This window comes from Arthrobacter oryzae, assembly GCF_031454875.1.
GTDB lineage: Bacteria > Actinomycetota > Actinomycetes > Actinomycetales > Micrococcaceae > Arthrobacter > Arthrobacter oryzae_D.
In genome coordinates this window covers 245,526-261,523 of sequence record NZ_JAVDRQ010000001.1, presented here as the reverse complement: position 1 = coordinate 261,523, position 15,998 = coordinate 245,526, and the positions used below count along the sequence as shown (strand labels likewise).

Here is a 15,998-nt window from a genome sequence, read left to right as displayed (position 1 = left end):
GTTTTCCGTTTCAGGTATATGTCGGATCAGGAATATCTAGGCCCTTTTGGGCTTCCTAGATGTCCAGGAACCTGACGTCCTTGGCGTTCTGCTGAATGAAGTTTCGGCGGGACTCAACATCCTCGCCCATCAGCACGGTGAAGATCTGGTCTGCCGCGAGGGCGTCATCCATGGTGACCTGAAGCAGGGTCCGGTTGTCCGGGTCCATGGTGGTGTCCCACAATTCCGTGTAGTCCATCTCACCAAGGCCCTTGTAGCGCTGGATTCCGTTGTCCTTCGGAATTCGGCGCCCTGCAGCCTGGCCGGCCACAAGCCGGGCGTCGCGTTCGCGGTCACTGTAGACGTAGTCGTGTGGAGCGTTTGACCACTTGATCCGGTACAGCGGCGGCTGGGCCAGATACACGTACCCGTTTTCAATCAGCGGGCGCATGTAGCGGAACAGGAGCGTCATCAGGAGCGTGGTGATGTGCTGGCCGTCAACGTCTGCATCGGCCATGAGCACGATCTTGTGGTACCGGAGTTTGCTGAGGTCGAAGTCCTCACCGATGCCCGTGCCGAAGGCGGTGATCATGGACTGGACCTCGTTGTTGCCCAGGGCCTTGTCCAGCCGTGCCCGTTCCACGTTCAGGATTTTGCCGCGAAGGGGCAGGATTGCCTGCGTTTCCGGGTTGCGTCCGCGCTTGGCGGAACCGCCGGCGGAGTCACCCTCCACGATGTAGACCTCGCACTTGGCCGGGTCCTTGGAGGAGCAGTCGGACAGTTTGCCCGGCATGCCGAAGGATTCCAACGGGCTCTTGCGCCGGGCGTTGTCACGGGCCTTACGGGCGGCCATGCGAGCCTGGGCAGCCGAAATAGCCTTGCGGATGACATCGCGGGCAGGCCCGGGGTTGCGTTCCAGCCAGTCACCGAGGCCGTCGGTGACCACGCGCTGGACGAAGCCCTTGACCTCGGAGTTACCAAGTTTGGTCTTGGTCTGGCCTTCAAACTGCGGTTCGGCCAGCTTCACGGAAATGACGGCGGTGAGGCCTTCACGGATGTCATCACCCGTAAGGTTGTCGTCTTTTTCCTTGATGATGTTTTTCTCGCGCGCATAGCGGTTGATGAGCGAGGTCATGGCGGCACGGAAACCCTCTTCGTGGGTACCGCCCTCATGCGTGTTGATGGTGTTTGCGTAAGTGTGGACGCTTTCCGAGTAGGCGTTGGTCCACTGCATCGCCATTTCCAGGGCGATTTTCCGATCCTTGTCCTCGGTTTCGAAGGCGATGACGTCCTCGTGGACCACGTCAACCTTCTTGCCGGAGTTCAGGTGCTTCACGTAGTCCAGCAGGCCGTCGTCGTACTGATAGACAACCGTCCGGTATTCGGCGGCGACTTCGCCTTCGGTGGGAACGGTGTCGAGATCCAGGTCCCCGTCCTCAGAATTTTCGAGCGTGCCGCGACGTTCGTCCGTCAGCGTGATGCGCAGGCCCTTGTTCAGGAACGCCATCTGCTGGAAGCGGGCGCGGAGCGTCTCGAAATCGAATTCTGTGCTCTCAAAGATGCTGTCATCGGGGTAGAAGGTCTGCGTGGTACCGGTCTGGTCCGTCTCTTCACCCTGGACGAGGCTGCCCTGGGGCTTGCCGCCGTCGGCGAATGACATCCGCCAGACGTGGCCTTGGCGCCGCACCTCGGTGTCCACCCGGCTGGAAAGGGCGTTGACCACCGAAATGCCAACACCGTGGAGGCCGCCGGATACGGCGTAACCGCCGCCGCCGAACTTTCCGCCGGCGTGCAGGATGGTCATGACAACCTCAACCGTGGGCTTGTGCTCGGTCGGGTGCATGTCCACGGGGATGCCTCGGCCGTCGTCAATCACCTTGACGCCGCCGTCGGCCTGGAGAACAATCTCGATGTGGGTACAGTACCCCGCCAGGGCTTCATCTACGGAGTTGTCCACCACTTCGTACACCAGGTGGTGGAGGCCACGGGGTCCGGTGGAACCGATGTACATGCCGGGGCGTTTGCGGACGGCTTCAAGTCCTTCAAGGACGGTGATGTCGCTGGCACCGTATCCCTTGCGCTCGGCTGCCTTCGCCGGCGCGTCAGTTGCACGGGCATCCTCAGCTGCGGGTTCCACTGCCGGGATATCTGCATTGTCGTTAGCCACAGGCGCTTTCGACTCCTCTGTATTCGTATGGCCGGCCGTCACCGTCTCCAATAGAAGAGGTTCCCGCCAACAGGCACGTGACTGTACACGCCGATTACTTCGGTGACTGGCGGAACCGTACCCCGGCCGCAGGAAATGCGCCGAAAAACGGACTCAGTCAACGTTTCACCGGCGCCCAGTTATCTACCCCGATTCTACCGTGCGGGAAGGCGTAATCCCGCATTCCAGGGCCGCAAACGCGGCGGAAAGTGGCGCTGGCAGGCCATTGGCTCTGCCTGCAAGGCTCCAGGGGTCCGGTCTCTGGGTTCCTATACAGCTCAGGGTCGTTTGAGCGCCCTACACGCCATTTGGCCATTTTTCAAGGGTGAGGAGTGCCGGCAGCAGGCATCGCACCCGCCGTCGTGGTGTCCGACTATCCGTAGGTGTCCCGCGGACCGCGGCCGTTGACTGTCCGGCCGCCCTTCCGCCAACTGGGTGCCGCCGGTCCCAGGACCTGGATTTTGGTGACAACGCCTTCACCCAGTTCCGTGCGGAACTTCTCCAGGAGGCTGAAGCTGAGGAGGCGGAGCTGGGTGGCCCACGCCGTGGAATCGCACCGGACGTGGAGCGTGGTGTCGGTGAAGCTTTCCGGGGTGCAGTGCGCCGAGATCTCCGGACCCACCAGGGTGTTCCACTCCGCCATGACCGAGCCGACCGCCACCGGGGAGGTCCAGCCGCGTTCTGCCACCAACCGTCCCACCACCTTGCCCAGACCGAGCGGATCGCGGCCGGTGCCGTGGAACTGGGTGAAGCCGCGGGTTCCCGCGCTGCGCCCCGGCTTTTTGGCTCCGTTTGCGGGCAGCGGGTGCTTGCGGCGGATTTCACCGCGGGCGGCCGCCGCTTCGCGCATGCGGTTGAGGGCTGCCTGGGGAGCATCGATGTCGTCGGGGTCGCGGCCAGGCTGCAGACCTCCGGTGTCCTTATTCATGGGGATTCCGACTCATCGATTCCTCCCGGGATGACCTTCACCCGCCGCCCGGTCAGTTCCTCCGGAATGTCGGCATCGACGGCGGCAGTCACCAGCACCTGTTCGGCGCCGGATACTATTGCCGCCAGTTTACGCCGCCGCTGGACGTCGAGTTCGGCAAACACATCGTCGAGTATGAGGATCGGCGCAGACCCGCCGGTGCGCGCATCGTCCAGCATCACGTAGTAGGACGCCAGCCGCAGGGAAAGGCACATGGACCACGTTTCGCCGTGGGATGCGTACCCTTTTGCCGGTGCCTCGCCGAGGATGAGTTCGACGTCGTCGCGGTGTGGCCCCACGAGGGAAACGCCGCGTTCCAGTTCCTTGCGGCGGGACGCCGCGAACGCCTGAACGTAACGTTCGGTCAGCTCATCGACGGACAGCACCCGCAGGTCCTCAACGCGGCCGACGGCGGACGGTTCGGCAGCGTAGCCCGCGCCCGCGCCGTCGTCGTCCAGCAGGTCCTGGAGCGTGGACCGGTAAATCGCGTCCGCCTCCTTGGACCCGTCGGTCAACTGCGCATAGGCCTTGTTGAGATGGGGCCTGAGCCGTTCCACCAGTTCAAGCCGGGCGTGCAGCAGTTCGGCGCCGGCCCGGGCCATGTGCTGGTCCCACACATCAAGGGTTGCCTCATGACCTGCCGTGAATTTTCCGGCACGGCCGGATTTCAGGAGGGCGTTGCGCTGTTTGAGGACGCGGTCGTAGTCGCTGCGCGTGGCGGAATGGCGCGGCATGAGGCTGACCAGCAACTCGTCGAGGAAGCGCCGCCGGTTGGAAGGATCCCCCTTCACCAAGGCAAGGTCTTCCGGGGCAAAAAGCACCGTCTGGCAGATACCAAGGATGTCGCGGGCACGCACCGGGTTGCTGCGGTTGATGCGCCCCCGGTTGGCACGGCTTCCATTGATTTCGAGTTCCAGTACGGTGGATTGCTCACCCCGGACCAGTTTGGCCCTGATGAGGGCACGTTCGGTACCGAACCGCAGCAGCGGAGCGTCTGTACTGACCCGGTGCGAACTCAGGTTGGCCAGGTAGCCGATGGCTTCCATGAGGTTGGTTTTCCCGATGCCGTTGTACCCCACGAGCACAGTCACCCCGGGTTCGAAGGTGAGATCCACCTGGGCATAACTGCGAAAATCGGTCAGCGAAAGCTTTTCTAGGTACACGCCGTCTTCAGGATTCCCGGACTGCTCGGACTGCCGCTACTTGGCCGGACGGGTGGCGTGCCCGCCGAACTGATGCCGCAGTGCAGAGACCATCTTCATGGCCGGCGAGTTGTCCTCACGGGAGGAAAAACGCGCAAACAAGGCAGCAGTGATGGCCGGCGCAGGAACCGCGTTGGCGATTGCTTCTTCAACGGTCCAGCGGCCTTCGCCGGAATCTTCGACGTAGTCATCAATGGAGGCCAGGCCCGGATCTTCGTCCAGTGCCTTGACCATGAGGTCCAGCAGCCACGAACGGACAACCGTGCCCTTCTGCCAGGCGCGGAACGTTCCCGGCAGATCGGTGACGATGTCCTTGGCGGCCAGCAGTTCATAACCTTCGGCATAAGCCTGCATGAGTCCGTACTCGATGCCGTTGTGCACCATCTTGGCGTAGTGTCCCGCACCAATTCCGCCGACGTGGACAAAGCTGTCTGCCCGGTCACCCTCGGGACGGAGCGCATCAAAAGCCGGCATGGCCCGTTCGATGTCGGCAGCATCGCCGCCGGCCATGAGACCGTAGCCGTTCTCCAGTCCCCACACGCCGCCGGACACGCCGCAGTCAGCGAAGCGGATGCCCTTCTCAGCCAGCGCGGCACCATGTTTCTGGTCCTCGGTAAAGCGGGAGTTGCCGCCGTCAATCACCAGGTCACCGGCGTCGAGCTTGGAACCGAGCTCCGTGATCACGGCATCGGTGATTTCACCTGCAGGGACCATAACCCAGATGACGCGCGGCGCCGGAACGGCCGCAATGAGCTCGTCAACGGTGGCCACATCGGTGACATCCGGGTTGCGGTCGAAGCCGGTGACCTCGACGCCGCCCTTGCGCAGCCGTTCGCGCATGTTGAAACCCATTTTGCCAAGGCCGATCAGTCCGATGTGCACGATGCGGGTTCTCTTTCTGCATTGGTTGTCGGTTGTCGTTTTGGGGCCCAGAACGACACCAACCGTCTGGGCCCACGCCGCCAGGGTTCCCTGGCCGAGCTTGCGAGGCGAGGGTGGCGGTGGGGACTAGTTGGGCAGGCGCACCGGCATGACCAGGTAGCGGTAATCGTCCTGGTCTTCGCCGTCGGCGTCGACCTGTGCCGTGATCATGGCCGGCTTGGGGGCCGTGGTGAAGGAGAACCGAACGTACTTGGTTTCGATCACGCTGAGGCCCTCAATGAGGTAGTGCGGGTTGAAGGCAACAGTAATTTCGTCACCGGTCAGCTGTGCTTCGAGTTCCTCGGAAGCCTGGGCGTCCTCGCCTGTGCCGGCGTCGAGGTGGAGCTGGCCTTCGGTGAAGGCAAGCCGGACCGGGGTGTTGCGTTCGGCAACCAGGGAGACGCGCCTTACGGCTTCGACCAGTTCCTGGGTCTGCACCGTTGCGTGAATGGGCGTGGTGTCCGGGAAGAGCGAGCGGATTTTGGGGTAGTCGCCGTCCACCAGGAGCGAGGTGGTGGTTCGACCGCCGCTTTCGAAGCCGATCAGCCGGCTGTCGTCGTCGGCCAGGGCGAGGTTGATGTCCCCGCTGTTGCCGAGTGTTTTGGCGACCTCGTTGAGGGTTTTCGCCTTGACCAGGGCGCTGGTGGAAATTCCCGGAGTGACAGGCTTCCAGGGTACTTCGCGCATGGCCAGACGGTAGCGGTCGGTTGCCAGCAGGGTGATCAGGTCGTCCTCGATCTCCATGCGGACGCCGGTGAGGATCGGCAGGGTGTCGTCCTTGCTGGCGGCGATGATCACCTGGGAAACGGCCTGGGCGAAGGAATCCCCGGGCACGGTTCCGCTGATGGTGGGCAGCGCAGGCAGCGGTGGGTATTCGGCCTCGGGCATGGTGGCGAGGTGGAAGCTGCTGCGGCGGCAGGTGAGCGTGACCTTGTTGCCATCGGTTTCGACGTCAACGGGGGCAGACGGCAGGCTGCGGCAGATGTCCGCAAGGAGGCGGCCGGAGACCAGGATGGTGCCTTCAACGCTGATGTCAGCCGGGATTTCGAGGCGGGCCGACGTTTCGTAGTCAAAACTCGAGAGGCTCACGGTGCCGGATTCGGCCTTGAGGAGGAGCCCTGAAAGCACCGGAACCGGCGGCCGCGGAGACAACGACCGGGCGGTCCATGTGACGGCTTCTGCCAGGACGTCCCGTTCGACTCTGAACTTCACGGAAGGGTGCCGCCTTTCATTGCTGCTGCCATTTTCTCAACGGGAACTCCTCAGGGAGTTCAAAAGAACCTTGCTCCCAAACACCGGAACCTGCATGGTCCGCGCTTGCTGAACCACAAACAGACCCAAGGATGGGAGCGCTGCTGACAGCTTAGCCGGAACACTCGGGATTTCCCCATCCCCGTCTGGGACGCCGGCCCTTCCGGGCCGAGGCCACGAGGCTGTGCGGGGCAGGGAACGAGATTGTTGTTTGAGGGAATTTCAATTTTTTGGGATTAGTAGTGTTAATAACTGCTGTGGAAACTGTGGATAACTCGGTTTCACGGCGCGATTCCGCGGTTAAGCCCTGTTCATCCGTTGTGGGCGAAGCAGGTTTTAAACAGGGTGTGGATGGGGACAACTTTTTTGGCCGTTTCGCTGATCCACAGATGCCTTAAGGGTTTTAAGCCCATTAACCGCGGTTGTCCCCTTAACTATCCACAGGCTTATCCACATGTCCCTGTTAATAAGGTAAGGATGCGGGCCGGAACCCTAGCTCAGGAATCCCGCTGCTGCTGCTTGATGCGGTTGGTCAGCTCCGTAACCTGGTTGTAGATCACACGCCGCTCGGCCATCAGTTCGCGGATCTTCCGGTCCGCGTGGATCACGGTGGTGTGGTCGCGGCCGCCGAGTTCCTGCCCGATCTTGGGAAGCGACATGTCGGTCAGCTCGCGGCAGAGGTACATGGCGATCTGGCGTGCAGTCACCAGGGTGCGGGTGCGGGACTTGCTGCAGAGCTCCTCCATGCTGAGCTTGAAGTAGTCGGCCGTCTGGGTCAGGATCTGAGCCGAGGTGATCTCCTGGGCACCGTCGTCCGTGATGAGGTCCTTGAGCACCATTTCGGCCAGGGCAACATCCACCGGCTGCCGGTTCAGGCTGGCGAAGGCGGTTACCCGGATCAGGGCGCCCTCGAGTTCGCGGATGTTGCTGGAGATCTTGGACGCGATGTATTCCAGGGCGTCGTCCGGCGCGGAAAGGCCTTCGCTGAGGGCCTTCTTGCGGAGGATCGCGATTCGGGTCTCCAGTTCGGGCGGCTGGATGTCGGTCAGCAGGCCCCACTCGAAGCGGGACTTCATCCTGTCCTCGAACCCAGCGAGCAGCTTGGGCGGCTGGTCCGAGGTGATGACAACCTGCTTGTTGTTGTTGTGCAGCGCGTTGAAGGTGTGGAAGAACTCCTCCAGCGTGCGGTCCTTGCCGGCCAGGAACTGGATGTCATCGATCAGCAGTACATCCACGTTGCGGTAGGTGGTCTTGAAGCTGGTGCCCTCATCGTCCCGGATGGAGTTGATGAAGTCGTTGGTGAATTCTTCCGAGTTCACGTAGCGGACCCGGATGCCGCTGTAGAGGCGGCGGGCGTAGTGACCGATCGCGTGCAGCAGGTGGGTCTTGCCCAGGCCGGAATCACCGTAGATGAACAGCGGGTTGTAGGCCTTGGCCGGCGCCTCGGCGACCGCGACGGCGGCTGCATGCGCGAACCGGTTCGAGGAACCGATCACGAACGTGTCGAAGACGTACTTCGGGTTGAGCCGGCCGAATTCGTGGGACGTGCTCGGCAGCATGGGCTGCGGCTTCTGTTCCACGGTGGGATCGGTTGCGAGGGCGAGCTCGACGGCGGGTTCCGGCTCCGTGTGGAGGGGCACCAGATCGGTGTCGACATCGATGGCGCAGCGGATGTCATCGGAGAAGACGTTGTGCAGGGCGTCGTCGAGGGCTTCCTTGACCTGGGTCTGGAGGACTTCGCGGGTGAGTTCGTTGGGCACCGCTACCAGAAGGGTGGACCCGATCAGTCCCTGTGCCTGAGCGAGGATTACGAAGCCGCGCTGCCGGGGTGAAACCCGGTGGTCCTGCTCCAGGAGGCTCACAACCCGCCGCCAGGAACTTCCGACAGTATTCGCGTGGTTGGCTTCGTCTACTGTCATCAATCAGTTCCTCAAACTTGCTTGCCTGCATTACCTGCAGCCACAAGTCCTGAACCAGCGGGCTGATTCCGGCTTAATCCACAGGGTTATGCACAGAGCGTGGATAATCGGCTACTGAGCCACTCTAGGGGATGAAAAGCCTAGAAGATAGCTGGGTTGAGGGTTGTGGATAATTACACGGCTGTGGTTCGAAAACACGGCCTGTGAGCCACTTCATCCACAGGCTGTGGGCAGAGGTTAACCACAGCGGCTGCAGGTCAGTGACCCGTGGCCCGGTTTGACTAGGGCACGCTTTTTGGCCTAACGTTGTGAAGTCCTTTGTGTCCGCTTTTCTACCTCATTTGAATCTCTCTGACGTTCTGCGTCCTACGAGCCGAGGTCAGCGTGTGCACATACAAAACTTAGCGTCGGCCAGTTCTTCCCCTTTTTGATCGGGTGGGCGCACCTTTGATCCACTGGAGTAACTAACGTGAGCAAGCGGACTTTTCAGCCGAATAACCGCCGTCGAGCCAAGAAGCACGGCTTCCGCCTTCGTATGCGTACCCGTGCCGGCCGTGCCATCCTGGCAGCCCGTCGTGGCAAGGGCCGCACCGAACTGTCGGCCTAAATACACTGACTCGTCGGTCACCATCCCTTTGCGAGTTTAACGGTGCTAGCCACCAGGAACCGTCTGAGGACATCAACCGATTTTTCAAAAACTGTACGTTCCGGCGTCCGCAATGGACGCCGGAACGTAGTGTTATATACGGTAGCTATTGCTGCTGACGAACCAAGCCGGATCGGATTCATCGTTTCCAAGAGTGTTGGGAACGCTGTTGTCAGGAACCTCGTTAAGAGGAGACTGAGGGAAGCCGGTGCTTTGTCGTTGCAGGAGTACGGTACCGGGTTCGCCATTGTGGTCCGGGCACTGCCTGCGGCCGCGGCTGCCAGCTGGGACCAACTGCTGGCAGACTACAACGCCGCTCTGGAAACGACCATGAAACGGCTGGGCGGCCGCCTTCCTCGGGCCGCGTCAGCGGTTTCACGGGAAACAACACAGGAAGGGACACCGCGTGCGTAACGCCATTGCCGCCGTCGTCCGTTTCTTCAAACCAGCAGCGCTGCTTGTGGGCACGACGCTCTGGAACCTGCCCCGCAACTTTCTTATCCTGCTGCTGATGACCTACCGCAAGGTGATTTCACCCTTGTACGGCCAGGTTTGCCGCTTCTTCCCTTCGTGCTCGGCCTACGCCCTCGAAGCAATCACGGTGCACGGTGCCGTGAAGGGAAGCTGGCTGGCGGCCCGGCGCCTGGCGCGCTGCCACCCCTGGAACGCCGGCGGCGTGGACCATGTCCCCGCCGGCCATCGCCACTGGCCCGATCACCGGACCCCCACAATTGTTGTACTGAACAACCCGGACAAGTACCTGGCTGCGCAGTCTGATGGAGAAGGCCGCACTGCGGCCTGACGAATAGGGATATCGTATGGACTTCTTTGAAACAATCATGTTTCCGTTCAAGTGGCTGGTTTCCATCATCATGGTGGGCTTCCACGAGGGCCTGACTGCCATCGGGCTGCCTGAGGCGTCCGGCTGGACGTGGACTCTGTCCATCATCGGGCTGGTGCTGGTTATCCGTGCCGCCCTGATCCCCGTGTTCGTCAAGCAGATCAAGGCGCAGCGCGGCATGCAGCTGCTGCAGCCGGACCTGAAGAAGCTCCAGGACAAGTACAAGGGCAAGACCGATCAGCTCTCCCGCCAGGCCATGGCGCAAGAGCAGATGGCCATGTACAAGAAGCACGGCACTAACCCGTTCTCGGCCTGCCTTCCGATGCTGATCCAGATGCCGTTCTTCTTCGCCCTGTTCCAGGTGCTTTCAGGCATCAGCACGAACGCCCGCGAGGGTGAGGGTGTGGGTGCGATGAGCCACGAGCAGGTGGTGCAGTTCGATCAGTCCAGCATCTTCGGCGCTCCGCTGTCCGCAACCCTGCTTCATGGCACGCCGCCGGGCGGCAACGAGGTGGCAGTGTGGATCCTCTCGATCCTGATGATCCTCGCGATGACGGCGTCCCAGTTCATCACCCAGAAGCAGATCATGGCCAAGAACATGTCCGAAGAGGCCATGGCCAGCCCGTTCATGCGCCAGCAGAAAATGATGCTCTACATCCTGCCGATTGTGTTCGGAGTGGGCGGCATCAACTTCCCCATCGGTGTGCTGATCTACTGGACCACCACCAACCTCTGGACCATGGGGCAGCAGTTCTTCGTGATCCGCCGTATGCCGACGCCGGGATCCCCCGCCGCCAAGGCCCTCGCCGAGCGCCGCGCCGCCAAGGGCCTTCCTGCCCTGCCCATCCTGGGAGGCAAAAAGGCCGACGTCGAGGCTGAAGCCGCCGCTGCAGCCGCCGTCGCCGAGGCCAAAGGCCAGCGCATCCAGCCACAACGTAAGAACAGGAAGAAGAAGTAATGTCTGTCGATAGCACCGAAAACGCCGTTACCGCCGAGGCCACTGAAGACCAGGACGACGCCCGCGACGAGAGCCAGGATTCGGGCAAGGGTTCTTCCGCAAGCCGGCTGGAAGAAGAGGGCGACGTAGCAGCTGACTATCTCGAAGAGCTGCTGGACATCGCCGACATTGACGGCGACATCGACATCGAGGTCCGGAACGGACGGACCTACATTTCCATCGTGGCCGAGGAAGAGTCAGCAGGGCTGGACAGCCTCGTAGGCCGTGACGGCGAAGTGCTGGAAGCCCTGCAGGAGCTGACCCGCCTCTCCGTGCTTTCCGCCACCGAAAACCGGTCCCGGCTGGTGCTCGACATCAACGGGTACCGGCAGGAGCGGGCCGGCCACCTGCAGAAGATTGCAGAGGACGCCGTGGCCTCCGTGAAGGAATCCGGGAATGCTGTAGCGCTGGAGCCGATGAGCGCTTACGAGCGGAAGATCGTCCACGACGCTGTGGCTGATCTTGGATTCGTGAGCGAATCCGAAGGCGAAGGTGCCGGGAGGCACATCGTTGTTTCCGCAGACTGAAGACGCCGGGACCCTGACAATGGTTGACATCACGGACGAGGAGCTCAAGGCGGCCGAGGCGATTTTTGGCGACCGCCTGGACCTGGCCAAACGTTATGTGGAACACCTCGCCACATCCGGCACTGAACGGGGGCTGATCGGCCCCCGTGAAGTTCCCCGGCTCTGGAGCCGGCACGTACTGAATTGCGCCGTTATTGAGCGGGAAATCGCCGAAGGCAGCCACGTTGCGGATGTGGGGAGCGGTGCGGGACTGCCGGGGCTATGCCTGGCCATTGCCCGCCCCGATCTGGAACTGACCCTGATCGAACCGCTGGAACGCCGAGTGATTTGGCTCCAGGAAGTCGTCGACGATCTCGGGCTGACCAACGTGACCGTCATGCGCACCCGCGCCGAACTGGCTGTCGGCATGGTGAATGCCGACGTCGTCACGGCGCGGGCCGTTTCCGCGCTGTCCAACCTCGCCGGGCTCACCATCCCCCTGCTCGCGGGCAAGGGGGAGGTCGTAGCCATCAAGGGACGCAGCGCAGGTGAAGAAATCGAGAAGGCAGCCAAGGCCATCCGGAAACTCGGCGGCGTGCAGACATCCGTCGTTGTAGTCGGTGAGGACCTCCTCGAGGAACCCACCACTGTGGTCCGAATCATCGTTAATAAGACGCAAAAGATTGCCTAGCCGCTGGCCCGGTGCCGCAGGACTTTAGGGGGAAGCGGTTAGGCTAGTGAACGGCAGAAAAAGCCGAATGAGAGTGAGTGTGTCACAGTGACCAGTAGCGAAGCCTCCACACAGCGGATACCACCGTTCGTGTCCCTGGGGTCCGCACGGGCCATTGTTGCGCCCTCCATAGCGCAGAGTGACTCGTGGAACCATCTGAATTCGGTTTCAAACCGCTCCAAATCGGCAGCAGTTTCACGTGAAACCGTCGAGTCGATCGGCGGGAACATCATGGACTCCATCGATGACTCGAGCCCCATTGCCCGGGACCTGGCCCATGAAAACAAGCGCCGGGAGCGGTTGATCGGACGTCAGCTTCCCAAGCCGGAGAAAACCCGCATCTTCACGGTTTCAAACCAGAAGGGCGGAGTTGGCAAGACCACCACGACGGTGAATATCGCAGCTGCCCTTGCGGCTGCAGGACTGAATGTCCTCGTCATTGACATTGATCCCCAGGGCAACGCGTCCACAGCCCTTGGGATAGAACACCATGCTGACGTGGACAGCATCTATGACGTCCTGATCAACGACGTGCCCCTCAAGGACGTTGTGGCGCCATGCCCGGACATTTCCAACCTGATTTGTGCTCCCGCCACTATTCACTTGGCCGGTGCTGAAATTGAACTCGTCTCCCTCGTTGCGCGGGAACAGCGGCTCCGCCGCGCGATCGATGTCTACGCCAAGGAACGCCAAAAGGCCGGCGAGGCACGTCTTGACTACATCTTCATCGACTGCCCGCCGAGTCTGGGCCTTCTGACCGTCAATGCCTTCTGCGCCGCCAGTGAGGTTCTGATCCCCATCCAGTGCGAGTATTACGCCCTGGAAGGACTCAGCCAGCTCCTGAAGAATATCGAGATGATCCAGAAGCACCTCAATGCCGATCTGGTTGTTTCGACGATCCTCCTCACCATGTACGACGGCCGTACCAATCTTGCGGCACAGGTGGCTGCCGAGGTACGTCAGCACTTCCCTGACCAGGTCCTCGGTGCTGTAGTCCCGCGATCCGTCAGGATCTCGGAGGCACCCAGTTACCAGCAGACTGTGATGACCTACGATCCGTCCTCCAGCGGTGCACTCTCCTACTTGGAAGCCGCAGCGGAAATCGCTGAACGTTAGAATTTTCAACAATTGCACTAGCCAGAGCCGGGCCTGCCGAGCTCTTCCATTGGAGGGATTTACCCATGAGCGATAAGCGACGCGGCCTCGGTCGTGGTCTTGGCGCACTCATTCCAAGTTCCGCTCCGGCTAACGCTTCCGGCAATGGCGCAGCACCTTCGCGCCCTGTTGACCTGTTTTTCCCTGAGGCAAGGAAGAAGCCGACAACGGCTGCCGGCGTTCTCATTGAAGAAGACGCTGCTGCTTCGGCGGACGTAAAGTCTCGTGCCGGGAAGACGCCTGCTCAGAGTACCCCGACAGACCTATCCTCCGACGACCGGTCAGCTTCAGCCACGCCTGCGGACGAGGCTGCCTCGCCGGCATCGGAGAAAGCAGCGGGCAGCGCAGCACCGTCTGGTTCGAAGGCCCCTGCGAGGAAGACCGCTGCCAGGACGGGTGCCGCAGCGCAAGCCACCGACGATGCTGCCGTAGGTAACGGGGCCGGGACGACTCCGGCCCCAGCCACCGACGACGGACCTGAACTGGTGGAAGTTCCCGGCGTCAGGTTTGCGGAGATTCCGGTCGGCGACATTCATCCGAACCGCAAGCAGCCCCGTTCCGTCTTCGATGAGGACGACATGGCGGAGCTGATTCACTCGGTTCGCGAAATAGGCGTCCTCCAGCCAATTGTGGTGCGCACTTCAACCGAAAAGGGTGGCGAACCGTTTGAGCTCGTCATGGGTGAACGTCGCTGGCGGGCAGTACAGGCCGCAGGACTCGAAACCATCCCGGCAATTGTCCGCGACACCACGGATGATGACCTGCTTCGGGACGCACTTCTCGAAAACCTCCACCGCAGTCAGCTGAACCCCCTTGAAGAAGCGGCCGCCTACCAGCAGCTGCTGGAGGACTTCGGCACGACGCACGAGCAGCTTGCTGACCGCATTGGCCGCTCGCGCCCCCAGGTGTCAAATACCCTGCGTCTCCTCAAACTGCCGCCGCTGGTCCAGCGTCGGGTTGCGGCGAGTGTCTTGTCCGCCGGCCACGCGAGGGCCCTGCTTGCCCTTCCCGATGCGGCCGCTATGGAACGCCTGGCACAGAAGATCGTCGCCGAAGGAATGTCCGTTCGCGCAACGGAAGAGGCTGTCACGCTGTACCAGAGCCCGGCTGCTCCGACTAAGAACAACGTGCCCCGCCCGGGTGCCCGCCACGAGCGCTTGGACTACCTGGCCTCATCGCTGTCGGACCGGTTGGACACCAACGTCAAGATCTCCCTCGGCGCCAGGAAGGGTCGCGTAAGCATCGAGTTCGCCAGCGTGGAAGACCTGAACCGGATCATGGAAGTTCTGACACCGGGTTCCGAGAACTAGCAAGACTACAGCTTTGAGCAGGGCCTGTTTCACGTGAAACAGGCCCTCTTGTTTTGCCTGCGGTATTGCTTGCGGCTTTGCCTCCGGCCATGCCAAATGGTGGACTGCAATTTCCAAGCCCGGTGTAGCAGTTGTCTTTCGCTACTCGTTGATGGTGAGGAAAAATGCTGTGCCGCTAGCTGCCATTCGGGGATAGGTATAACGTGTACCCGATGTCGGATTCCTTGCTGGTTCCGGTAGCGATGCTTTTCTGGTTGCCAGCGTTGGGCTGGCTGACCGGGTTCGCTGCGCCCGGTAGCAGGTGCCGACGCCTAGCGTTGGTTTGTCGCCAGCTGCCCGGATGCCTGCCCCCAGCTGGTCTCCAGGCTCCCGCCTGAGGTGGGATCTGGGGGCCCCTACCCTGGTCTGCGCCTCTGATCCGAGGGGGCGCCCCTAAGGTGCTAGACGGCGCTGTATGAGCCCCGGGCCGGTGTGTGGCCTTTATGAGGAAAGCTCTAGTTGTGACGCCACCCAGTGGTCACGCAGTCCTCCAAGCGTCTCTGACGGGCATCAGACGCCGCTGAAAGAGGATCCCGTGGGCAAATATTCGCCTAGGAATGCATGTGGAGGCCGAGTTGAAGACTCTCAGACTGACACTCGCCGACGGGGAACTTTCCAATACTAATCGGCGCGCAAGTGTGTCCATTGTTGGGCATCGTACGGGTTCCCTTAGTGGTAGTGCGACGGCCTTTGCGGATCGGGAGTCTTGTTGAGGCACTCCCGATCCTTCCGCCCGGGCAAGCGGGGGTGCTGCTTTCTGGTTTATTCGCGATGGCAGCCGACATCGGGGCATATAGCCTTGATGGCTACATCGTCCTGGGTGGCGCCGTGTAGCCGTGTCGCCGTATCGCGGAGAGTCTGGCGTGGGGAGGGCGGGTGGGCCGCATGCCCGAACCGTTCGATCCTTTGAACGTCGACTGACGAGCGGCCAACTCGTTAGACGTGCGATCAAGCGAAGCTGGGCCTCAGTGGTGTTCGGTCTTACTCCCCTGGTCCCCTTTACATACGGATTGGTGTCCGTGGTCTGCCTGTTTCACGTGAAACATGGCTCCGCTGTTTGTTCTATGGGTTGGTACGTGGATGCTGGTCGTCTCTTAGCAAGAGAATTCCATTAATGAGGAACTGCAAGGTGTACATAGCAGCAGAGCAGCTTAGTCCTGGACAGTATCCAGTGACAGACCAAGGCGCAGTGCTCATCTAGGTGGACGCAATTTGCCGGGCCTGCCGGAAAGGCCGGCCATCATTCGGGTGGCCAAACTCGGCGTTGACTGCCGTAGGCACCCCGAACAAGTCGATGGCCACCGGCAACTAGGCTGCGAAGCGCCGCCA

14 protein-coding genes are annotated in these 15,998 nt (G+C 61.6%); 8 read left to right on the top strand and 6 right to left on the bottom strand.

Annotation, left to right across the window (positions count from 1 at the left end):
• Positions 1 to 55: 55 nt before the first annotated feature.
• From gyrB to dnaA, 6 genes are all read right to left on the bottom strand, one after another.
• Positions 56 to 2,146 (bottom strand): DNA topoisomerase (ATP-hydrolyzing) subunit B, encoded by a 2,091-nt coding sequence (gyrB, locus tag J2805_RS01185; protein ID WP_309967908.1) that lies wholly within the window; start codon positions 2,144 to 2,146, stop codon positions 56 to 58.
• 412 nt (positions 2,147 to 2,558) lie between these two features.
• Positions 2,559 to 3,113, bottom strand: a complete 555-nt coding sequence (locus tag J2805_RS01180; RefSeq protein WP_309967906.1) for a DciA family protein — start codon at positions 3,111 to 3,113, stop codon at positions 2,559 to 2,561.
• Positions 3,110 to 4,315 (bottom strand): DNA replication/repair protein RecF, encoded by a 1,206-nt coding sequence (recF, locus tag J2805_RS01175; RefSeq protein WP_309967902.1) that lies wholly within the window; start codon positions 4,313 to 4,315, stop codon positions 3,110 to 3,112. Before recF ends, J2805_RS01180 begins: the two co-directional genes overlap by 4 nt.
• 36 nt (positions 4,316 to 4,351) lie before the next feature.
• On the bottom strand, positions 4,352 to 5,236 hold the full coding sequence (gnd, locus tag J2805_RS01170; protein ID WP_309967899.1) for a phosphogluconate dehydrogenase (NAD(+)-dependent, decarboxylating): 885 nt from the start codon (positions 5,234 to 5,236) through the stop codon (positions 4,352 to 4,354).
• Between the two features lie 126 nt (positions 5,237 to 5,362).
• Positions 5,363 to 6,487: a DNA polymerase III subunit beta gene (gene dnaN, locus J2805_RS01165; protein ID WP_309967896.1), complete on the bottom strand. Its 1,125-nt coding sequence runs from the start codon at positions 6,485 to 6,487 to the stop codon at positions 5,363 to 5,365.
• Positions 6,488 to 7,023: 536 nt separating this feature from the next.
• Positions 7,024 to 8,445 carry a chromosomal replication initiator protein DnaA gene (gene dnaA / locus J2805_RS01160; RefSeq protein ID WP_309967893.1) on the bottom strand — a complete coding sequence of 474 codons (1,422 nt, stop codon included), beginning with the start codon at positions 8,443 to 8,445 and terminating at the stop codon, positions 7,024 to 7,026.
• A 469-nt stretch (positions 8,446 to 8,914) separates the two neighbouring features.
• Here dnaA and rpmH point away from each other — a divergent pair, with 469 nt between their 5' ends.
• The 8 genes from rpmH (at position 8,915) to J2805_RS01120 (ending at position 14,630) form a co-directional block, all read left to right on the top strand.
• Positions 8,915 to 9,052: a 50S ribosomal protein L34 gene (rpmH, locus tag J2805_RS01155; RefSeq protein ID WP_003800212.1), complete on the top strand. Its 138-nt coding sequence runs from the start codon at positions 8,915 to 8,917 to the stop codon at positions 9,050 to 9,052.
• A gap of 42 nt (positions 9,053 to 9,094) precedes the next feature.
• The gene (gene rnpA / locus J2805_RS01150) at positions 9,095 to 9,505 is read left to right on the top strand and encodes a ribonuclease P protein component (protein ID WP_309967890.1); all 411 of its coding nucleotides are present in this window, start codon (positions 9,095 to 9,097) and stop codon (positions 9,503 to 9,505) included.
• On the top strand, positions 9,498 to 9,893 hold the full coding sequence (gene yidD, locus J2805_RS01145; RefSeq protein WP_309967887.1) for a membrane protein insertion efficiency factor YidD: 396 nt from the start codon (positions 9,498 to 9,500) through the stop codon (positions 9,891 to 9,893). Before rnpA ends, yidD begins: the two co-directional genes overlap by 8 nt.
• Positions 9,894 to 9,909: 16 nt before the next feature.
• Complete coding sequence (gene yidC, locus J2805_RS01140; protein WP_309967883.1) at positions 9,910 to 10,890, top strand: membrane protein insertase YidC; 981 nt, start codon at positions 9,910 to 9,912, stop codon at positions 10,888 to 10,890.
• On the top strand, positions 10,890 to 11,456 hold the full coding sequence (locus tag J2805_RS01135) for a Jag family protein (RefSeq protein WP_309967880.1): 567 nt from the start codon (positions 10,890 to 10,892) through the stop codon (positions 11,454 to 11,456). The genes yidC and J2805_RS01135 overlap by 1 nt, the downstream gene beginning before the upstream one ends.
• Positions 11,457 to 11,475: 19 nt before the next feature.
• A complete protein-coding gene (rsmG, locus tag J2805_RS01130; protein WP_309967877.1) occupies positions 11,476 to 12,126 on the top strand; it encodes a 16S rRNA (guanine(527)-N(7))-methyltransferase RsmG in 651 nt (216 codons plus the stop codon).
• A gap of 87 nt (positions 12,127 to 12,213) precedes the next feature.
• The gene (locus tag J2805_RS01125) at positions 12,214 to 13,281 is read left to right on the top strand and encodes a ParA family protein (RefSeq protein ID WP_309967874.1); all 1,068 of its coding nucleotides are present in this window, start codon (positions 12,214 to 12,216) and stop codon (positions 13,279 to 13,281) included.
• A gap of 65 nt (positions 13,282 to 13,346) precedes the next feature.
• Entirely contained in the window at positions 13,347 to 14,630 is a 1,284-nt protein-coding gene (locus J2805_RS01120) for a ParB/RepB/Spo0J family partition protein (protein WP_309967871.1), read from the top strand.
• Positions 14,631 to 15,998: the final 1,368 nt, after the last annotated feature.

Bases quoted from the DNA above. Each gene is read 5' to 3' on its own strand.
- yidC (WP_309967883.1), top strand. From the start codon at position 9,910: ATGGACTTCTTTGAAACAATCATGTTTCCGTTCAAGTGGCTGGTTTCC.
- dnaA (WP_309967893.1), bottom strand. From the start codon at position 8,445: ATGACAGTAGACGAAGCCAACCACGCGAATACTGTCGGAAGTTCCTGG.
- J2805_RS01135 (WP_309967880.1), top strand. From the start codon at position 10,890: ATGTCTGTCGATAGCACCGAAAACGCCGTTACCGCCGAGGCCACTGAA.
- J2805_RS01180 (WP_309967906.1), bottom strand. From the start codon at position 3,113: ATGAATAAGGACACCGGAGGTCTGCAGCCTGGCCGCGACCCCGACGAC.
- rsmG (WP_309967877.1), top strand. From the start codon at position 11,476: ATGGTTGACATCACGGACGAGGAGCTCAAGGCGGCCGAGGCGATTTTT.
- J2805_RS01120 (WP_309967871.1), top strand. From the start codon at position 13,347: ATGAGCGATAAGCGACGCGGCCTCGGTCGTGGTCTTGGCGCACTCATT.